Here is a 20,348-nt window from a genome sequence, read left to right on the forward strand (position 1 = left end):
AAGCTAAAGCTCATTTTGATACGACTTAGAGCAGAACTTTGAAAAATAATCCACAAACCGCATTGATTCATGCACCACGACAAGCCCCTCAATACATTTCGACCATCCAACCTCCCCTGTTTCGTGCATCGACCATTATTTTTCCAAACACAGATGCACTGTTTAATCGCCACTGGAGTGATGCTTATGACTATAGTTATGGTACGCATGGCACACCCACAACCTTTACCTTAGGCGACAACATCGCGCAGATTGAAGGTGGAAATTTTTGTTTACTGGCACCCAGCGGTTTGTCTGCCATCAACCTCGTGAATGCCTGCTTTTTAGCACAGGGAGATGAGGTCTGGGTTGCAGATAACATCTATGGTCCAAATATGGAACATTTGCGCAATCTAGAAACACGTTATGGCATCCACGTGAAAATTTACAATCCGATAGACGTTGATAGTTTCCAACCCTCAGCGCAAGCCAAATTGATTTGGTTAGAGGCAGCAGGTTCAGTGACTTTAGAATTCCCAGACTTGGTCGCTTTGGTCAACAAAGCCAAACAAGCCAATGTTTTGACTGCGCTAGATAATACTTGGGGCGCGGGTCTTGCCTTTAATGCCTTTGATTTTGGTGATGAACATTTAAGTGTCGATATTACTGTCCATGCGCTGACCAAATACCCTAGCGGTGGTGGTGATATTTTAATGGGTTCCGTGGTGACACGTGATCAAAAGCTGCATCACCAACTATTCCGTATGCATGCTATTCAAGGCATTGCCATTTCAGGGGATGATGCTGCACAAGTTCAGCGCAGCTTAGCGTCTATGCGACTTCGTTATGAACATCAATCACAAAGCACTTTAAAACTCCTTGATTGGCTAAAACAACAACACGAATTTGCACAAGTCCTGCATCCTGCCGATGTATCTTCTGCTGGACATCGCTACTGGAAGGAGGTGTGTCAAGAGGGACATAGCGCAGGTTTGGTCAGCGTGATTTTTAAAGCTGAATATGATTTAACTGCCATGCGAAAATTTTGTGACAGCTTGAATCTCTTTAAACTCGGTTTTAGTTGGGGTGGCCCTGTTAGTTTAGTCATGCTGTACAACTTAAAAGAGATGCGAGAACTGCAACATACACATTTACAACAAGGATTATTGGTTCGTTTTTGTATAGGGCTAGAACATCCTGAAGATTTAATTCAAGATATAGAAAATGCGCTAAAACAACTGAATACGCAACAACTCGAATAACCTAAACACAAGAAAATAAAATAGGAATAAACCGTATGGGCACAGCAATCGTTATTGCAAAAAAAACCTCAGACACAGAACAAGAGATTGTTTTACATTCACAGTTTGCCAACCGTCACGGTTTAATCGCTGGAGCAACAGGCACGGGTAAAACAGTCACGCTCAAAGTCCTTGCAGAAAATTTTTCCCGAATGGGTGTACCCATATTTTTAGCCGATGCCAAAGGTGATGTGTCTAGCCTTGCTCAGGCGGGAGCAAGTAGCCCTAAATTTGATGCACGTCTGAAAGTTTTAAATATTGATACGATTCCTTTTGCCGCTTCACCTGTCGTGTTTTGGGATTTATTTGCCGAACAAGGTCATCCGATTCGCACCACGGTTTCGGAAATTGGCCCACTCTTATTAGCACGTATGCTCAATCTGAATGACACGCAAGAGGGTGTACTTTCCGCAGTGTTTCGTATTGCCGATGATCAAGGCTTATTGCTGATTGATTTTAAGGATTTAAAATCAATCATTAGCTATGTTTCCGAACATGCAACCGAGTTTCAAGCTGAATATGGCAATCTCTCTCCTGCCAGTCTGGGTGCCATACAACGTAATTTATTGGCGCTTGCAGACCAAGGCGGTGATCAATTTTTTGGTGAACCCAGTTTAAATATTTTAGATTTCATTCAAACTGATAGCCAAGGCCGTGGTTATATCAATGTATTAGCCGCAGATAAGCTCATGAACACGCCCAAATTGTATGCCACATTCCTACTTTGGATGCTTTCAGAATTATTTGAACAGTTACCCGAAGTCGGTGATTTGGACAAACCCAAATTGGTGTTCTTTTTCGATGAAGCCCATTTATTGTTCGATAATGCCAGCACCGCGCTGCAAGAAAAAATTGAACAAGTGGTGCGCCTGATTCGCTCTAAAGGGGTCGGGATTTACTTCGTGACGCAAAATCCGCTCGACTTACCTGAAAGCGTTTTAGGGCAACTCGGCAACCGTATTCAACATGCCTTACGTGCATTTACCCCCAAAGATCAAAAAGCTGTCAAAACTGCCGCAGATACCTTTCGATCCAATCCTGAATTTAAAGTCGATCAGGCCATTACAGAACTGGGGGTTGGCGAGGCTTTAATTAGTTGCTTGGATGAACAAGGGATTCCACAAGTTGTCGAGCGTGGCTGGGTGATGCCGCCCTATTCATCATTTACCCCAATTAGTCTAGATGAACGTCAGCTCCTCATGAAGCAAAGCATTGTTGCAGGCATTTATGAGCAACAGGTCGACCGTGAAAGTGCTTTTGAGATGTTGCAACAGAAAATCACACAACGTCAACAACAGGCGATTGCAGAAGAAACAGCAAAACAACAAGCCAAAGAACAAGAAGCTATAACTAAGCAGCAAGCCAAAGAACAAGAGGCTTTTGCAAAACAGCAAACTCGGGAGCAGGAGCGCATTGCACGTGAGCAAGAAAAAGAAACTGATCGTGCATCAAAACAACGTGAAAAACTCACCCAAGACATTGTCGGCACCTTTGCAAAAAGTGCTGCACGCAGCTTAGGTGGCAGTACAGGACAAAAAATTGTCCGCGGTCTACTCGGCTCTCTTTTTGGCAGAAAATAGCGATCATTTCCCCTATCAAGATTTTTAAAATTATGGGATATTTAGATATTCCATAATTTTTTTATGGTTTTTTAAAAAGATGTATTTACAAGACACTTTATAAGATGTATTTTAAATACATCTTATAAATAACAGCCATGAGAGATCTGCCATGACTCCGCAGCAAATTGACCTTGTAAAAGCAACTGTTCCTGTACTTCGTGAAAACGGTGTAGCTCTAACTGGTTATTTTTATAACCGTATGTTGGGCAATAATCCTGAGCTCAAAGAAACCTTTAATATGGGGCATCAACGCAGTGGCGCACAAGCACAAGCCTTGGCAGGTGCAGTTTTGGCGTATGCTGAAAACATTGAAGACCCTTCAGTCCTTTTACCTGTGGTTGAATTGATTGCTCATAAGCACGTGAGTCTGAATATTCAATCCCCAGACTATAATATTGTCGGTGAAAATTTATTACATTCGATTAGTGAAGTACTCAGCATTCCAATGGAAGATCCATTAATTGGTGCTTGGGCGGCTGCTTATGGTCAATTGGCGGATCTTTTCATTAGCACTGAAAAAGCGATTTATGAACAACATCAACAAACCAAAGGCAGCTGGTTAGGCTGGCGCAATTTTAAAATTGCCAAAAAAGTGGTGGAAAGTGACGAAATTACCTCGTTCTACCTCGCACCTGTAGATGGTGGCGAATTACCAAAATATGAAGCAGGACAATACATCTCGGTTCGTGTCTTTGTTGAGGAACTCGGTCTAAAGCAACCACGCCAATACACTTTATCAACCAGTCCACAAGCAGACTATTTACGTATTTCAGTAAAACGTGAAGATGAAAAAGGTGATTTAGCAAGCGGTTGGGTTTCAAATACGCTACATGGCTTGGCTGAAGGTTCAGAAATTGAAGTCTCTGCACCAACAGGTAACTTCTATCTCATCGACCCAACGAAACGCAATATCTTTATCAGTGGTGGTGTTGGCTTAACTCCAATGATTGCTATGCTAAATCAATTGGTCACTTTGGATATGCCACAACCTGTGAGTTTTATCCACGCCTGTCGTAGCAGCCACGTGCATGCCATGAAAAAACATATCCATGAGTTACAAGCAAAATATCCTCGCCTAAGCACATTTACTGCGTATGAATCACCCCATCAAGCCGATGTCTTAGGTGAAGACTATGATGTTGCTGGACGTTTGGACTTAGCGACAATGGATGCGGCTTTACTTCCTGTAAAGGCAGATTACTACTTGTGTGGTCCAATGCCATTTATGGCAGAGCAACAAAAAGCTTTGGTCGCTCGCGGTATTCCTGCTGAAAACATTCACAGTGAAGCGTTTGGCACAGGTGGTGTTCATCACTAATCCGCTCCGCTAACATTAAATAAAGAGAGGGTTAGTCTTGTTATGCTAGACTAACCCTGATTTTTTGCCTTAAACACCCGTATTATCATGCAGCTAAATAAATTTACTGATTATGCTCTGCGTATTTTAATGTATATCTCACAACCCCAAGACGCCCCTTATACCATTGCAGAAATTGCGCGGGATTTACGCGTCTCGCAAAATCATTTGGTTAAAATTGTCCATTTCATGGGAAAACAAGATTGGATCATCACCACACGTGGTAAAGGTGGCGGTATTCGTTTAAATACAGAAACTTTAAATTTAAATTTGGGATACATTGTTCGGATCTTACAAGGCAATAACCAGATTGTAGAATGCAATACTCCGCCTTGCGTACTCCGTCATAACTGTGGCCTTAAAGGTATTTTAGATCAAGCACTTGAACAGTTTTATCAATCTTTGGATCAATACCGTTTAGTCGATGTTCTTGATCAAAGTAACGCCAGCAAAGTTGCAACTTCATCGCCTATTTCACTGATTAATCTTTAAATCGCCACGCAAAGTTTTCCGCTTTCAAAATGCAAAGGTCGCTTGCCTAGACGACTTCCTTTATAATGCTTCTTTGTAGATCATTTATTGAAGTTGAGTTATGCACCACAGCAGAGGAAAATCCAAAAACAGTAAAATTTCGGCTGCGCCTAAGCAAAAGATTAGCTATGAGAAAAAAGTTGATCCAGCCATTACTGAGTACTCTGTTCGCTCGCTGAACTGGTTACACAAAGCCGAATTTTTAATGAGTGCGCCTAAGCTCAACCTTTGCGTAGAAGATGCTGGCTATGAAATTGCCTTTGCAGGTCGCTCCAATGCAGGTAAATCTAGTGCAATTAATGCATTAACCAACCAAAAGCAATTGGCGCGGGCATCGAAAAGGCCAGGTCGTACCCAAATGATTAACTTCTTTAGTTTGGGGAATCCAGATCAACGCTTGGTCGATTTACCCGGCTATGGTTATGCAGCCGTACCCGAAGCGATGAAACTGGTTTGGCAAAAAGAACTGGAAAATTATTTAATTCATCGCCAAAGCCTACAAGGTTTGGTGTTGTTAATGGATATTCGTCATCCATTACAACACTTTGACGTCATGATGCTGGAATGGGCATATTCACGTAAATTATTTGTGCATGTGTTATTAACCAAGTCAGACAAATTAAACCGTGGCCCTGCATCAAAAGTACTGCAAGAAGTACAACAACAATTGAAAAAAATGAAGCTTCAGTTCTCCATTCAATTGTTCTCATCAATGAATAAACAAGGCTTAGAAGAACTTGCCAGTGTGATGGGCGGTCGTCTGAACTTTACCCTCGAACAAGCCAGCGCATTTGATTTAGACAGTATTCCTGATGCATCAGCAGATGAAATTGAGTTTGTTGAAGGTGATGAGGAACTGTTTGATGAAAATGAATTTGAAGATGCTACATTTGAAAATAAAAGTAGCGACCATAGCTCAGCAGATCTCCCTAAAAACGGGCAATAATCTAGATCAGTCAAATTGTCTGACCAAATTCATCATCTATTGATATCGGAATGTCCTCTATTGCTAACCACAATTGAGGGCATTTTTTTATACTGATTCTAAGCAATGTGAATACACTCACAGTGAAAAAACAATAGGACAGGATGATGAAGCTTTTATCTTTGCTCAAGAAGTCTAAAATTGGATCTTCAATTCAATACCAAATTAAACCGCGAAAAGTCAAATTTGAATGGCAAGAAACACCCGTCGACTGGATTCCCAACCATCCTTTTACCAGTTACTTCATCAACGAAATTAATATGATTTTACCTGCGGGTGAATTTTGGTTTTGTCGCCTTTATAACAAAGTCCTCGCGCAAATTAGCGATGAAAAACTCAAAGAAGATGTCAAAGCTTTTATTCGCCAAGAAGCCATGCATGCTCAGGCTCATGCTTCAGCCAACAAAGAATATCTGACTGTGCGTAACATTGATGTACAACGTAATCTTAAGATTATGGATTTTCTCTTTGGTCAATTGTTGGCAGACCAACCTTTGGGTTTAAAAGTCCCTAAAGTGCTAGAACATCAATGGGATTTATTTCGTCTCGGGATTATTGCCACAGTTGAACATATGACCTGCGTGCTTGGAAAATATGTTTTATATAACCAACATTGGGAACAACTGGGCGCTGATCCTGCCATGTTAGACCTGGTTAAATGGCATGGTGCTGAAGAAATTGAACACCGTACCGTGGCATTTGATTTGTACCGTCATCTGGGTGGTGGTTATATTGCACGCTACTATTTAAGTGTGGTGGTGATTGTTGGCGTACTGGGTTTATGGGTGGACGGCGCAGCGCATATTATGAAGCAAGATGAACGCTTTAAATCAATTCGTCCCAGCGTGTTTAAACCGTGGATTTGGCGTGAATGGTATGCTATTTCACAAAAAGATAACCGTATTATGCCGAATCCATTTTGGTTGGTTTCACAACAATTGGGTTATTTAATGCCGTGGTATGATCCAGTGCATGAAGCCAAAACCGAAGATGCCATTGCCTATTTAGACCACTCCCCTGCGGCAAAACGCGCAGCACTCAAAGTCGCTTAAGGCAGTCACACAAATACCAAACAGTAGGGCTTTATGCCCTACTTTTATTTGCACTACAATACATCCAGATCAAAAAAAGATCAGGATAAAAGATGAAACCCTACATTTCTGTCATCACGCTTGCCGTTAATGACTTAGAGCAGTCACTGAAGTTTTATTGTGAAGGTTTAGGTCTACATAGCGAAGGTATTCTGGGTCAAGAATATGAATATGGTGCGGTTGCTTTTATTGAACTCCAGTCGGATGTAAAACTCGCTTTATGGTCCCAGCAAAGTATTCAACATGATACGGGTCTGGCAATTTGTGCAATGTGTCCAACCCAAATGACCCTTGGACATAACGTCTTTAGTCCACTAGAGGTCGATCAAGTCATGGCACAAGCAGCACGTGCAGGCGCACAAATTATCAAACCTGCACAAGCCACATTTTACGGTGGCTATGCCGGTTATTTTCAAGACCCCAATGGACATTTATGGGAAGTGGTATGGAATCCGTGTTGGGAAAATGATTAAGTGGTAATTTCATCATCGCGGGTATGACGATCCACCACCACACTAATCATCATATCGCCCTGCACATTGACCACTGTACGCACCGTATCCAGCAAACGATCTATCGGCAATAAAATGGCAATCGCTTCGGCAGGCAAACCCACCGATTGCAACACCATAATCATGGTCACCATACCTGCACTAGGAATACCCGGTGCACCAAGTGATGCAATCATTGCGGTTAAACAAACAATCAGCTGCTGCCCGATGCTTAAATCCAACCCCATCAGATTGGCAATAAATAAAGCCGCAGCAGCTTCATACAGTGCTGTACCATCCATATTCAATTGTGTACCCAATGGGATAACAAAACCGGCTGTTGCAGGACGTACACCTAAATTTTCTTGCGCACATTTCATCGAAAGTGGCATGGTGGCGGAACTTGAACTGGTGGCAAAAGCGGTAATCAGTGCCGTACGCGCCCCTTTAAAAAAGGTCAACGGATTCATCTTGCCGAAAATCCACAATAATAGCGGTAAAACCACAACCCCATGAAAAATAGTGGTTCCCGTCACCACAGCAGCGAACTCAACCAAACGGTTCAGCACCGAAATATCTTCCGTAGCAATCAATTTTGCCAGTAAAGCAAAAATACCAATCGGAGCCAGTCGCATCACCCAAATAATCATGAACATCATCATGTCAAAGAACTGTTGGCTCAGTTGCCGTACTGTTTTAAAACGCTCACCGCCATGTACCAAAGCCACACCAAAGAACAACGCAAACACCACCACAGCAAGAACATTGCCTTCAGAAAATGCTTTAAAGGGATTAATTAAAGTGTTTTGAATAAAATTAGTCAAAAATGAGGTGGGGGTTAACGTATCGGGTGTTTGATGCTGATTCATGGCATCCTGAAACATCGCAATGTCGACACCCTTCCCAACATCAAACAAATGTGCACAACCAATGCCGAGTATCAAAGCCAAAGTCGTGGTCGTGACACAGCAGGCCAAGGTGATTTTCCAAACCTTACCCAATTGCCCACCCGATTGTAAATTGGATACACCGACTACAATTGAACTAAAAATAAGAGGCACTAAAAGCATCTTCAATAAGCCAATAAAAATACTACTGGCAATCCCCAAGCCATACAAACTGGCATCAAAAAATGGCGTATTCGGATAAAAATTGAGAAGAAAGCCAAAAGCTACGCCCAGAATCGCAGCAATTAAAATTTGTGTGTTTAAGCCCATTTCTGCATGCTTTTATTGTTCAGTCTTGTAGGCACTATGCCATGCCCTATTTTTAGAATCGAGGAATTTTTTGTCACAAGTTCAGCATAAATATGCCAAAGCATGATTCACCCTTTATCTGAATCAACAACGGCTTAATAAAGATATGGCATAAAATATGCTTTTGAATGACTACCGATCCACCCATAATTAAAAGAGCAAAACTATGAAAAAAATAATCCTCATCACCGTACTGCTTTTAAGCATTGGGCAAACCTTTGCTCATTCAGGTCATGGCTGCCATAAAGATGTCTCCGAAGACATCCCTCGCTGCTACTAATACCCCATCATCAAAAACTGGGCTATATGCCCTAATGCCAGTCAGTTAAGGAGTTTTACAATTAACTCCTTAACTTTTTAGTTATTCACGACGGAGTCTTATCTCTTTAAATCAAATCCTTGGAGCTCGTTTGTTCCTTGCGAAACAATGTTTCTCATTAGCCAAAATGAGAAGCAGCGCTTCGTAAGAAAAACATTTTTCATCCGCAAAACTCGTCGAATACCTGTTATTGATCAATTAATCGCAGAAACTTTACTTTTTTAATCTTGCGGTGTATACACCTCATGCCTCGAACAGTTGCGGATGACGTTTCCGCGTATCAAATAACATCATGAATTTAAAATAAAAAAACCAGTCAATTTCTTAACTGACTGGGATTAGCTATATGCCCAGTTTTTTTAAGTCAAACATGACACTTTATTGGGTTTCAATTTCACGAATACGAATTAAACCTTCTTGTGTGGTACTACACACCAGCTCACCATTTTGCCACATACGACCGAAGTTTAAACCACGCGAACTTGCACTCACGGTTGCATCCATGTCGTACAGCATCCATTCATCCACACGGAATGGTTTATGGAAATACATGGCATGATCGATACTGGCACATTGCAAACTAGGCGATAAATAACTTAAACCATGCGGACGAAGTGCCGTGGTCATTAAAGTAAAGTCTGAATAGAATGCGGCAATGGCTTGATGTAAAGAAATCTCATCCATCTCTGCCGCGATTTTATCGTGCGTACGTAAATAGTGCGCATAAGAAGGCGCTTCAGGCTGCGGTTGAAATGGATTGCTTGGATCAATTGGACGGATATCAATATGACGATCGCGCATAAAACTGGCACGGACGTTTTCGGGGACAAATTCGACCAGCAATTTTTTTAATTCAGCTTCAGACTTCAATGTTTCAACGGCTGGATATTCAGGTTCAGCAATCTGATAATTTAAACCCTCTTCTGGATGCGCAAAAGAAATCATCGCGGTAAAAATCGTTCGACCATGTTGAATGGCTCTGACTTGACGACTGACAAAGCTCTTGCCATCACGTAAACGATCAACTTGATACAAAATAGGGGCATTGACATCACCGCCATACAAAAAATAAGCATGCAATGAATGTGCAGGACGATCTGTGGTATACGATGCTGCGCGTAATGCCTGTCCTAATACTTGCCCACCGAAAACACGCTTTCCAACCAAGTTTCGACTTATTCCTCGGTAGATATTTTCTTCAATTTTTTCAAGGCTCAATAATTCAACCAATTCTTGGGTTAACGCGTTCATAAGCGACCTTTTTGATGTGGAATATCGGAGATGGAGGCGGAAAATTTAAATCAATTAAATAGACTATTTTATCTATTTTGCCACAAATTCAGACTAAATCCCTAGCGTTAGTCTGACTAGTCTGTCACATTATTTTCGGATTATAGTGGCTAAAAATACGATTTTTAACGATAAAATTTTACAATCAATATGCATTTTGTCAGAAAATGACATACAGTTTTAAATTACAATAATGCAAAACCATCCCCCCCTCAGAAAATCTGGGGTTGCGGTCATTTAAGTAGGAGTGTGTATGTCCAAGAGTGGCTTTGGTCAAATGTATCGTCAGTTTTCCAGTAAACTGCTTGACCTTGTGGTAACTCCACATGTTCTTGGTGAGGTTCCTACTGAACCGACAGCTACAGACGTAAATACAATCACAGACCAACCTATTCAACAAAAAATAGTCTGTTATGTTTTACAAAATTACTCGCGCAGCAATGCCTTGATCGTGGATGGTGAAACACGTCGTCTCAAACTATCACCCGCGTTAAATCCATTGGTCATTGGTGATCATAAAGAAAAAGCATCGGTATTATTTTTACAACATCACGATGAAAATAATTTACTCAATCCGCCACCCCATGCTTTTCCACCGCGCTTATTACGTCTGATCGATGTTTTAGAACAACATCCTGAAATTGATATTGAACTGATTCCTGTTACTGTGCTTTGGGGACGTTCGCCCGATAAAGAAGATTCTTGGTTCAAACTGCTGTTTACCGATACTTGGGCAACACCAGGTACAGTCAAACAATTGGTCAATATTGGCCTGCATGGTCGTCAGTCCTATTTAGAATTCCATAAAGGACAATCTTTACGTGCACTGGTCAATTTTGCCAAAAAGACCCATCCAAACTTGTCTCCTGCGACCTATATTCTAAATACCCTGAATAATTATTTAGATGGTCAACGTGAAGTTGTGCTTGGCCCTGACCTATCAGACCGTCGTAATGTGGTGCATTCACTGATTAAATCTCACGATGTACAAGATGCTATTCGTCGTGAAAGTATTCGCAGTAAAGTCAGCATGATTGAAGCTGAACGTCGTGCCATTGGTTATTTGAACGAAATTGTTTCTGACTATTCACATTCAGCGGTTCGCTTTGCCGATATGGCACTTACGCGTTTATGGACTCAGCTTTATGATGGTGTGGAAGTTCACAACTTCAGTACAGTACGTGAACTGGCGAAAGACTACCAAATTATCTACACTCCATGTCACCGTAGCCACATCGACTATTTATTACTGTCTTATGTGATTTACAAACGTGGCATGATGGTGCCGTATATTGCTGCGGGCGATAATCTCAATATGCCGTTCGTGGGGCAATTACTGCGTGGTGGTGGTGCATTCTTTATCCGCCGTACCTTCCGTGGTAATGGCTTGTACACTACGGTATTTAAAGAATACCTGTACAGTATTTTGTCACGCAATACGCCATTGGAATACTTCATTGAAGGTGGTCGTTCACGGACGGGGCGCTTACTCCCCGCAAAAACGGGCATGTTGGCCATGACCGTGCATAGTCATTTACGTGGTCGAGCGAAACCCATTGTGTTCTTACCGACCTACATTGGTTATGAACGTTTGATGGAAGGTTCAACTTATGTGGGCGAAATGCAAGGCAAGCCGAAAGAGTCTGAATCGATTGTCGGTATTTTAAAAAGCTTACGTAAAATCGAACGTATTTTCGGTAAAGTGCATGTCAACTTTGGTGAACCTGTGTTTTTAGATGATTTACTTAAAAAACATGGTGCCGATCAAATCAAAATTGAAAAGAATGACGAACCTATTCCGCAGCAAGTATCGGATGCCGTGAATGGTTCAGCGCATGCCATCTTAGAAAATATCAATCGTGCTGTGGTGATCAATCCTGTATCCCTATTGTCATTAATCTTATTGGCTACCCCAAAACATACCTTAGATGAAGAAATTTGCATTAAACAGCTTGATGCCTATCGTAATTTAGTCACTGCTTTACCTTACGATGCTCGCGCACAAGTGACACCGCTTTCGGGCAAAGAAATTATTGCCTACGGTTTAAAACTTAAACTGATTAAACGCGTTAAGCATGTATTGGGCGATATTATTGCGATTGAAGACAATCAAGCCGTTTTGCTGACTTACTTCCGCAATAACATTTTACATGCCTTTGTCTTACCCTCTTTAATTGCGGCTTTGGTTAAACATAACGGTTCCATCCGCCGTGGTGATTTAATCAGTGTGATTCGTACACTTTACCCATTCTTAAAAGCTGAATTGTTCTTAAAATGGCAAGATGATGAACTCAAAGATCAAATTTGCGCTTATGTCGATGCATTAATTAACGCGAAACTCATCGCGGCCGATGCTGAAGATCATCTGATTTCCCCTGCTCCCAATTCAGAAGATCACAACCAATTGGTGGTGCTTGCTGCACCTGTGATGCAAAGTCTTGAGCGTTATTACATGACGTTGGCTTTAATTACCCAACGCGGTTCAGGCAATATTTCGATTCGTCAGGTAGAAGAACTCAGTCATTTGGTCGGTCAACGTCTATCTGTGCTTTATGAGTTCAACTCACCTGAATTCTTTGATAAAGCCTTATTCCAAAGCTTTATGAAAGTCTTGACGCAACAAGGTTACATTCGCAACAACGAAGACAATGCCATTGTGTTTGATGAAAACTTCCAGAATGTTGCCCAGTATGCCAATCTGGTTTTAGATGATGTCACGCTACAAATGTTGCAACACATCACCACTTTTAGTGATGATGAACTCAAAGAAGCTTTGGATGCTGTTGCCGCACAACAAGCAAAACGTCGTTTAAAGCGTAAAAAGAAATAAGCGCCTTAAACCCCTTCTCCCTCTGGGAGAAGACCCCCTAACCCCTCCTTTAAAAAAGGAGGAGGATTTACTTATAACGTTCCTAACATCTCTAAATAATCCTCAAAACAATCCTTATGCTGCAACTGAAAACCCATTTCAGCCATTCGCGTAGCATAAATTCTTTTTCCAGAATATTCATTACTCTGCAAAACCAACTCAGGCACATTCAATTGTCGTTGGAACCATTGAATCGTTTCATGCAAAAGACTGGGCTGATTATTGCTGACAATATACGATTTTTCAGCATGTTCCACGTGAAGCAAATATGCCAAGAAACTTGCCAGATCATCAATATGAATTCGATTTGACCAGTGACGGTTCGGGTAAGTTTTAGTTTTTTCAGCCAGCTTCAGCATTCGAGCCACCGATGTGCCATAAATTCCGGTCGGACGAATGATGATACTTGCAGATGGATAAGCCTGCTGCCAAAGTTGCTCCATCTTTAACAAGAGTCGTCCCTGTTCATCATTGGGCTTCATTTCTGACTTATCATCTATGCGTTCACCATGATTTTCACCATAGACTCGCGTGGACGACACAACCACGACTTTTTTCACAGGATGTTGTTTTAAAGCCTTGCTGATGGATTGTACCGAATCGACATACACCCGTTGATAAGCCTCGGGCGTACTTTCATTTGGACTCAGCAACACATAGACCCAATCAATCGGTGAAATCTGATCTAAATTAAGCTGATGCACATCCTGAATCAAATGAGTTGCGTATCCATCCATTTTAGGACTTTGACTGATTGTGGTAATTTGGTGCCCTTGCTCAAATAGTTGTTTAGCAACACGCCAAGATGTTTTACCATAACCGATAAATAAAATATGCATAAGCACCTGATTACATAACCTAAGTTGAGGGGAAATGGCTGCCGTCCATCAATTACAAGGGGTAGGAACTGCCTCTGCTGCTTTACTGGAAAAACTAAATATTTTCACCACAGATGATTTACTGTTTCATCTGCCACGTGATTATGAAGATCGTAGCACGATCATCGCCATGAACCAATTGATCGTGGGGCGCAGTTATTTGCTTGAAGGTCTGGTCAAAGGTGTCGATTTTCCACCCGGTAAACGCAAGTCTATGGCGGTGTTATTACAAGATGATTTTGGCAAAGTCACTTTGCGTTTTTATCATGTGTATAAAGCCCTGACGGATCGTGCCAAAATTGGCAATCATCTGCGCATATTTGGTGAAGTACGTGTCGGTGCACGCGGTTTAGAACTTTATCATCCAGAAATACAACTGATTACTGAACATACTCCTCTGCCTAAAACAGAACTCACCGCCATTTATCCTGCGACAGAAGGTTTAACACAGCCCAAGCTACGTGAATATGTCAAGCAAGCACTTCAACAGCACAGCGATGACCTCCCTGAACTGTTACCAGCGAAATTCACCAATGGTTATGCGCTCAAGCAGGCACTCGAATATATTCATGAACCGCCAACCAATGCCAACATGTTGCAATTGGCACAAGGCTCACACCCTGCTCAACAACGCTTAATTTTTGAAGAATTGGTTGCCCATCAACTGAGCCTGCTTTCACGTCGGGCTTATATTCAGCAAATTGCAGCACCGTCTTTTTCAGTCAGTCAAAACTTTACCAAGCAACTGTTGGCAGGCTTACCGTTTAGCATGACCGCTGCACAAAAACGGGTATCCAAAGAAATTGCACAAGACCTAAAACAAAACAAACCGATGCTGCGTCTGGTTCAAGGTGATGTCGGTGCAGGAAAAACACTGGTGGCGGGTATTGCAGCGTGTCATGCTTTAGAAGAAGGTTGGCAAGTGGCACTCATGGCACCGACGGAAATTTTAGCGGAACAACATTACTTAAATTTTAAAAAATGGTTTGAACCGCTGGGTTTAACCGTGTCATGGCTTTCAGGAAAACAAAAAGGCAAAGCGCGTGCAGCAGCCGAGCAAAGCATTAAAGATGGCTCAGCGCATTTAGTCATCGGCACACATGCCTTATTTCAAGACAATGTTGCCTTTGCCAAACTCGGTTTAGTGATTATTGATGAACAGCATCGCTTTGGGGTCGATCAGCGTCTAGCACTACGCAAAAAGGGTGCGCAGAATATGACCCCACATCAACTGGTGATGACTGCCACCCCTATCCCCCGTACCTTGGCGATGTCAGCGTATGGTGATTTAGATACTTCTGTGATTGACGAATTACCCCCGGGACGAACCCCGATCCAAACCGTGACCATTCCGTTGGATCGGCGTGAAGAAGTTTTAAATCGTATCGCCAGTAACTGTGCGGAAGGCAAACAAGCCTATTGGGTCTGTACCTTGGTGGAACAATCCGAAACTTTAGATGCACAAGCTGCTGAAGCCACTTTTGCTGAAATTAAAGACCGTTTTCCTCATCTGAACACAGGCTTAGTACATGGCAAAATGAAAGCCGATGAAAAGCAATTGGTGATGCAACAATTTAAAGACAATCAATTGCAGTTACTGATTGCCACCACCGTCATTGAAGTGGGCGTAGATGTACCGAATGCATCGATCATGGTGATTGAAAATGCAGAACGCCTTGGGCTTTCTCAGCTCCATCAGCTGCGTGGCCGTGTTGGACGAGGTGCCACCGCCAGTTTTTGCGCCCTGCTCTACAAACATCCTTTATCGCAAAATGGACAAGAACGCCTCCGCATTATGCGCGAAACCAATGATGGTTTTATCATTGCAGAAAAAGACTTGGAAATTCGTGGACCGGGTGAATTACTCGGCACCAAACAAACGGGGGATATGGGTTTTCGGGTGGCGAAATTAGAACGCGATGATCATTTACTCAATCAAGCGCATTATGTGGCGCAGCAAATTTTAAAAGATTATCCTGAAAATGCGCAGGCTTTGTTAAAACGCTGGCTACCTGAAGCACCACGCTATGCCTATGTCTAGAAGAACAGGACAGTTAAAATGACTCAAAATATACCTGTTCCATATGATTCAGAATTTCAATCTCCAATTCCAAGCATTTGGCGGGACTGCATTATTCAAATTGTTGAGGCTTTTAAAGATAAGGATTTTGGCCGTTTAAACACGCTTCCATCTGTTCAATGTATTGATTTAGCATATGCTTCAGAGATTGCAGAAAATATTGATGCTTATGGCGCTCATCTCATAAGCTTAGCTGAAGAATCATGGCATACATCCGTATGCATATATATGGAAAATGAATCTTGGAAGGCAATTATCGATTTATTTACCGTTGAAGAAGGCAGAAGTGATTTAATCATTGATCTTTTTATCTTCAAGAAAGAAAATCAATTTATATTCCAAATTAATAATATTTATGTCCCATAATCAATTGATGATCAATAAATTAAAAATATAATCTTGAGAATAAGATGCTTCAATTCATTAACCCATTACTTCACAAAGCTCTACAAAGCATCTCCCCTTGTCAACTCTGCAATGCTGAGCAACAACAGATCCACTCTGTCTGTGCAGATTGCTGGCAACAATTACCGTGGTTGAAAAGTACGGTGCAACGACAAGAAATGGATATTCAAAGTGCTTGTCATTATGACTATCCGATTGATCGTATTATTCAAAAATTTAAATACGAACAACAGCTGCATTTTCAGCAGCTACTGGCGGGCGCATTCATGCAACTTCGGCTACCCAAAGTTCAAGCCATTGTGCCGATGCCCATTTCCAATCAACGTCTAGCAGAGCGTGGTTATAATCAATCCTTGGTGCTTGGCAAGATTTTAGCCAAGCAATTAGACCTGCCGATTTGGCAACCCATCACGCGCTTACAACAACATTCACAAAAAGGCTTAACTCGCCTAGAACGCATTGAAAATATTCAGCAGCAATTCCAAATCAATACAACGTCTAAATTGCGTTATCGCCGTGTGCTTATTTTGGATGATGTGGTGACAACAGGAAGTTCAATCTTTGCGTTAAAACAAAAACTTGAGCAATTGGGCTGTCAGAAAGTCTATGCGGCATGTATCGCGAGTGCAGCGATTTAAGCCATCGCTGCACCATTTTTCTCACGCAGTGTAATAGCTTAAATCAAGCTTCTGCCTTTAAATAGTTTTTTACCCATGGCATCACAATTTCTGTGGTTAAGGGCGCAAGTAAGGTACTTTGATCATCCAAATCCACCCATTTCATCTCGGCAATTTCGGCATCAATTTGGGGTGCATGATCCAATGTCACGACATAAACATAACTGACCAATTGATGATCGGGTTCATTTGCCGTTGCCGTTTCATAACGCCCAACAAATTGTTCAATCTGTGCCTGACAACCAATTTCTTCCTGAATTTCACGCAGCATGGTGTGTTCGGGTGGCTCATTCGATTCTAACTTACCACCAACTTGCATAAAACACGTCGTATTATGCTTGCGCACCACCAAAAGCTGCTGTTGAGCATTTAAAATAATCGCTGCTGCAACGGTAATCACTTTCATGTTTATTTCACCAAATCCTGCTGATCGACCATACCCCATTTCGGTTGCGGCGCTTGAAAAGCATCAAATTGTTGCAAAATTTGTTCAATCGAATCTGAGGCAATAATGCTTTCAGAAAAGCGAGCATGGGTAAAACCTTTGACTGTGGTCAACTGAATGAATTTCAATAAATCATCATAAAAACCTGCCACATTTAAAAATGCACACGGCTTTAAATGAATCCCCAGTTGCGCCCAAGTCCATTGCTCAAAAATTTCTTCCAAAGTACCTGCACCACCGGGCAAGGCAATAAATGCATCCGATAATTCCGACATCTTGGTTTTACGTTCATGCATATTTTTTACCACATGTAATTCCGTTAAATGTGGATGTGCAAGTTCACGGTCAACCAAGGCATTCGGAATAACACCAATCACTTTTCCGCCTGCCTGCAAAGCACTATCCGCAACAACCCCCATCAAACCTGAACGACCACCGCCATACACCAGTGTTTTGCCTTGCTCAGCAATGGTTTGACCCATTTTTTGTGCGGTGTCTAGAAAAATGGAATCCGTCCCGATAGCTGAACCACAAAAAATTGCGATAGAATTCGTCATTTTTTCACCCTGTTTTGAAAATGTCATACTATTAAAGTAAATTTTAAGGAGATTTTTTCATAAAAAAGCAATTCGAGCAGTGTTTTTATTCAATTCCTTGTCTAAAATACACCCATTGATTCAACCAGACTGCGCAGGGGAGCAAAGACAGCATGCTTGAAGCCTTTTACGCCACAGAGCGCGGTAGTTTGGAAGATGCCACTATTAATGGGGGCTTTGATCTTCATCCAGATTTAGTGTGGATTGACTTAATTGCACCCTCACAAGAAGAACAACAATGGGTCCTTGACGCTTATGAGCAAAACCTACCCACACTAAAATCCTTAGAAGACATCTCTTCATCGGCACGATTCTACCGTGATGATGATGGTATTTTACATATCAGCACCTATTTTTTAACGAAAAATAAAAACTTTCAAGTGGATGGTGAACCAGATGACAATTCCAGTATTTTAGCCACAGTACAAACCGTTGCTTTCATTCTGCATAAACAACACTTATTTACCTTACGTGGTGAAAAACTGGTCGCCTTTCGTGCCTTTCGCGCACGTGCACGCCGTAATGACTATGAAATTGACTATAAAGATCCCACGTGGGTATTACTCGGCTTACTTGAAGCCAAACTCGATGAACTTGCGGATATCTTGGAAGATATTCACAAAGACCTAGAAAAATACTCTACAGAAGTGCTCAACAATCGTCATCGCGAACAAATACTTGATTTAGATGACATGATTACTCGCCTAGCACAACTCGAAGATATGCTGGGAAAAGCACAATTGTGTTTAATCGATTTACGCCGAGTTTTAACCTTTCTCTCGCGTCCACGCGCTTTAGGCAGTCATATTTACGATGCCGATATTCGAGAACTCAGTGAAGATGTTCGCTCACTGGTTGAACATGATGCATTCTTATTCCAAAAGGTTCGATTCTTACTCGACACCACCTCTGGATTCATTAACACCGAACAGAATGATACGATTCGTCGCTTCTCCATCTTGCCCAGTATGCTCGCGCCACCCATGCTGGTTGCCAGTATCTATGGTATGAATACAGATGTACTACCTTTTGCTCGAGGGACAACCAGTTTTGTCATGGTGGGTATTATTCTGCTAGCCTTCTTCATTGGCCCACTGATTTATTTCCGCTGGAAAAAATGGATTTGAGCCAGTTTTAAAAACACGACTTTTAAAGCGAAACACAAAAAACATTCAAATTTTGAATATGTTGTCTGGCAATAAAAAAGCACCTTACGGTGCTTTTTTATGTCGTGTTCAAGCAATTAACTGCAAGTCATTTTGCAAATGACAGGCCTGAATAATTTTCATCATTCTTTCAGGAACAGCCTTAAACTGTATGCCTTGGGCTTGAGGCGTTTGACGCAACCAACGCACCAATACTGCTAAAGCCAGCGTACTGCCCTGCTCTAACCGTGCCAAGTTCACCACCAACGGAAACTGATTCTGCGCTTGAATCAATTTCAAACCCTGTTGGTAATAGCTTTCAGCATTTGCATAATCTATTTTTCCAGAAACATGTAATTCCTGATGAATGATTTCAATCACCGAACACGTACTCCATTATTTTTTATTAACAGTAACTTCTGCATCTGGTTCAAAGTTGGCAATCGCTTTATCCAAACTCCCCCCATTACGTTTTACTGTTGCCGCAAACTGATTACGGAACTGTAAACCTAAATCAATGCCTGAGACATTGATATTGCGGATTTTCCATTGGCTGCCTTTATCGACCAATTGGAACGATACAGGAATTTTTTCGCCTTTATTATTAAAGTCTAGTGTCACTACAGGATTTTTACTGTCCGTAGCTTTATATGGACGAATGTTATAGGTTTGATTCGAGAACTTCGCAAATGCAGTACCATAGTTTTCAATTAAAGTTTCGCGAAAGTTACGTTCAAATTGCGCACGTTGCGCTGCGGTACTGTATTGATTGGTTGCATATGTCCCCATCACAATACGAGTAAATGCCTGTGAATCAATATATGGGTCAAGATTTTGACGTACGATTGCTTTCACAGCGGCTGGATTATTTTGTAATTTCGCATTATCAGCTTTTAAACGAGCAATCAAACCGTCAGCAACTTTTTTAACAAAAACTGGGGGTGCTTCCGCGGGTACTGCAAATGCAGTACTTGCAATCATTGTAGACAAAATACTCGCTGTAAGCGTTTGTTTCATTAAAGTATTCACTA

Annotated in this window: 19 protein-coding genes; 12 read left to right on the top strand and 7 right to left on the bottom strand. The window is 41.7% G+C overall.

The genetic code is table 11. The features are described 5' to 3' along the window. The first annotated feature begins 38 nt into the window (after nucleotides 1–38). The 7 genes from B9T30_RS06305 to B9T30_RS06335 all read left to right on the top strand — a co-directional run bounded on the left by B9T30_RS06305 (nucleotide 39) and on the right by B9T30_RS06335 (nucleotide 7,339). Nucleotides 39–1,241, top strand: coding sequence for a PLP-dependent transferase (locus B9T30_RS06305; RefSeq protein WP_086184238.1), 1,203 nt, complete (start codon nucleotides 39–41; stop codon nucleotides 1,239–1,241). A 35-nt stretch (nucleotides 1,242–1,276) separates the two neighbouring features. Beyond that, nucleotides 1,277–2,860, top strand: a complete 1,584-nt coding sequence (locus B9T30_RS06310; RefSeq protein ID WP_086184239.1) for a helicase HerA-like domain-containing protein — start codon at nucleotides 1,277–1,279, stop codon at nucleotides 2,858–2,860. A 151-nt stretch (nucleotides 2,861–3,011) separates the two neighbouring features. After that, nucleotides 3,012–4,220 (top strand): NO-inducible flavohemoprotein, encoded by a 1,209-nt coding sequence (gene hmpA, locus B9T30_RS06315; RefSeq protein ID WP_086184240.1) that lies wholly within the window; start codon nucleotides 3,012–3,014, stop codon nucleotides 4,218–4,220. Nucleotides 4,221–4,307: 87 nt separating this feature from the next. Then, entirely contained in the window at nucleotides 4,308–4,751 is a 444-nt protein-coding gene (locus tag B9T30_RS06320; protein WP_086184241.1) for an RrF2 family transcriptional regulator, read from the top strand. Between the two features lie 100 nt (nucleotides 4,752–4,851). Next, a complete protein-coding gene (gene yihA, locus B9T30_RS06325) occupies nucleotides 4,852–5,736 on the top strand; it encodes a ribosome biogenesis GTP-binding protein YihA/YsxC (RefSeq protein WP_086184242.1) in 885 nt (294 codons plus the stop codon). Between the two features lie 146 nt (nucleotides 5,737–5,882). Beyond that, complete coding sequence (locus B9T30_RS06330; protein ID WP_086184243.1) at nucleotides 5,883–6,827, top strand: metal-dependent hydrolase; 945 nt, start codon at nucleotides 5,883–5,885, stop codon at nucleotides 6,825–6,827. Between the two features lie 92 nt (nucleotides 6,828–6,919). Beyond that, entirely contained in the window at nucleotides 6,920–7,339 is a 420-nt protein-coding gene (locus tag B9T30_RS06335) for a VOC family protein (protein ID WP_086184244.1), read from the top strand. Here B9T30_RS06335 and B9T30_RS06340 read toward each other — a convergent pair. Next, nucleotides 7,336–8,574 carry a dicarboxylate/amino acid:cation symporter gene (locus B9T30_RS06340; protein ID WP_086184245.1) on the bottom strand — a complete coding sequence of 413 codons (1,239 nt, stop codon included), beginning with the start codon at nucleotides 8,572–8,574 and terminating at the stop codon, nucleotides 7,336–7,338. The genes B9T30_RS06335 and B9T30_RS06340 overlap by 4 nt on opposite strands. A 736-nt stretch (nucleotides 8,575–9,310) precedes the next feature. Further along, nucleotides 9,311–10,183, bottom strand: a complete 873-nt coding sequence (locus tag B9T30_RS06345) for an acyl-CoA thioesterase (RefSeq protein WP_086184246.1) — start codon at nucleotides 10,181–10,183, stop codon at nucleotides 9,311–9,313. A gap of 292 nt (nucleotides 10,184–10,475) precedes the next feature. Between B9T30_RS06345 and plsB the strand changes: the two genes are divergently transcribed. Then, complete coding sequence (plsB, locus tag B9T30_RS06350; protein ID WP_086184247.1) at nucleotides 10,476–13,052, top strand: glycerol-3-phosphate 1-O-acyltransferase PlsB; 2,577 nt, start codon at nucleotides 10,476–10,478, stop codon at nucleotides 13,050–13,052. A 71-nt stretch (nucleotides 13,053–13,123) separates the two neighbouring features. Here plsB and B9T30_RS06355 read toward each other — a convergent pair whose 3' ends face one another. Then, nucleotides 13,124–13,930, bottom strand: coding sequence for a sugar nucleotide-binding protein (locus B9T30_RS06355; protein WP_086184248.1), 807 nt, complete (start codon nucleotides 13,928–13,930; stop codon nucleotides 13,124–13,126). Nucleotides 13,931–13,964: 34 nt separating this feature from the next. Here B9T30_RS06355 and recG point away from each other — a divergent pair, with 34 nt between their 5' ends. The 3 genes from recG to B9T30_RS06370 are packed head-to-tail and all read left to right on the top strand — an operon-like array spanning nucleotide 13,965 to nucleotide 17,092. Then, nucleotides 13,965–16,010, top strand: coding sequence for an ATP-dependent DNA helicase RecG (gene recG / locus B9T30_RS06360; RefSeq protein ID WP_086184249.1), 2,046 nt, complete (start codon nucleotides 13,965–13,967; stop codon nucleotides 16,008–16,010). Between the two features lie 18 nt (nucleotides 16,011–16,028). Further along, complete coding sequence (locus B9T30_RS06365; RefSeq protein WP_086184250.1) at nucleotides 16,029–16,415, top strand: hypothetical protein; 387 nt, start codon at nucleotides 16,029–16,031, stop codon at nucleotides 16,413–16,415. Between the two features lie 44 nt (nucleotides 16,416–16,459). Continuing rightward, nucleotides 16,460–17,092: a ComF family protein gene (locus B9T30_RS06370; protein ID WP_086184251.1), complete on the top strand. Its 633-nt coding sequence runs from the start codon at nucleotides 16,460–16,462 to the stop codon at nucleotides 17,090–17,092. 43 nt (nucleotides 17,093–17,135) lie between these two features. Here the strand turns inward: B9T30_RS06370 and B9T30_RS06375 are convergent, their stop codons facing one another. Then, on the bottom strand, nucleotides 17,136–17,537 hold the full coding sequence (locus B9T30_RS06375; RefSeq protein WP_086184252.1) for an NUDIX hydrolase: 402 nt from the start codon (nucleotides 17,535–17,537) through the stop codon (nucleotides 17,136–17,138). Nucleotides 17,538–17,539: 2 nt separating this feature from the next. Beyond that, nucleotides 17,540–18,133 carry a TIGR00730 family Rossman fold protein gene (locus B9T30_RS06380; RefSeq protein WP_086164916.1) on the bottom strand — a complete coding sequence of 198 codons (594 nt, stop codon included), beginning with the start codon at nucleotides 18,131–18,133 and terminating at the stop codon, nucleotides 17,540–17,542. A gap of 152 nt (nucleotides 18,134–18,285) precedes the next feature. Here B9T30_RS06380 and B9T30_RS06385 point away from each other — a divergent pair, with 152 nt between their 5' ends. Continuing rightward, on the top strand, nucleotides 18,286–19,299 hold the full coding sequence (locus B9T30_RS06385; protein ID WP_086184253.1) for a CorA family divalent cation transporter: 1,014 nt from the start codon (nucleotides 18,286–18,288) through the stop codon (nucleotides 19,297–19,299). Between the two features lie 108 nt (nucleotides 19,300–19,407). On the opposite strand, the gene B9T30_RS06390 is transcribed toward B9T30_RS06385, so the two are convergent. Beyond that, nucleotides 19,408–19,698 (bottom strand): lipid asymmetry maintenance protein MlaB, encoded by a 291-nt coding sequence (locus tag B9T30_RS06390; protein WP_086184254.1) that lies wholly within the window; start codon nucleotides 19,696–19,698, stop codon nucleotides 19,408–19,410. A 15-nt stretch (nucleotides 19,699–19,713) separates the two neighbouring features. After that, complete coding sequence (locus B9T30_RS06395) at nucleotides 19,714–20,346, bottom strand: phospholipid-binding protein MlaC (protein WP_086184255.1); 633 nt, start codon at nucleotides 20,344–20,346, stop codon at nucleotides 19,714–19,716. Nucleotides 20,347–20,348 lie beyond the last annotated feature (2 nt).

The organism is Acinetobacter sp. ANC 4973 (assembly GCF_002135275.1).
GTDB lineage: Bacteria > Pseudomonadota > Gammaproteobacteria > Pseudomonadales > Moraxellaceae > Acinetobacter > Acinetobacter kyonggiensis.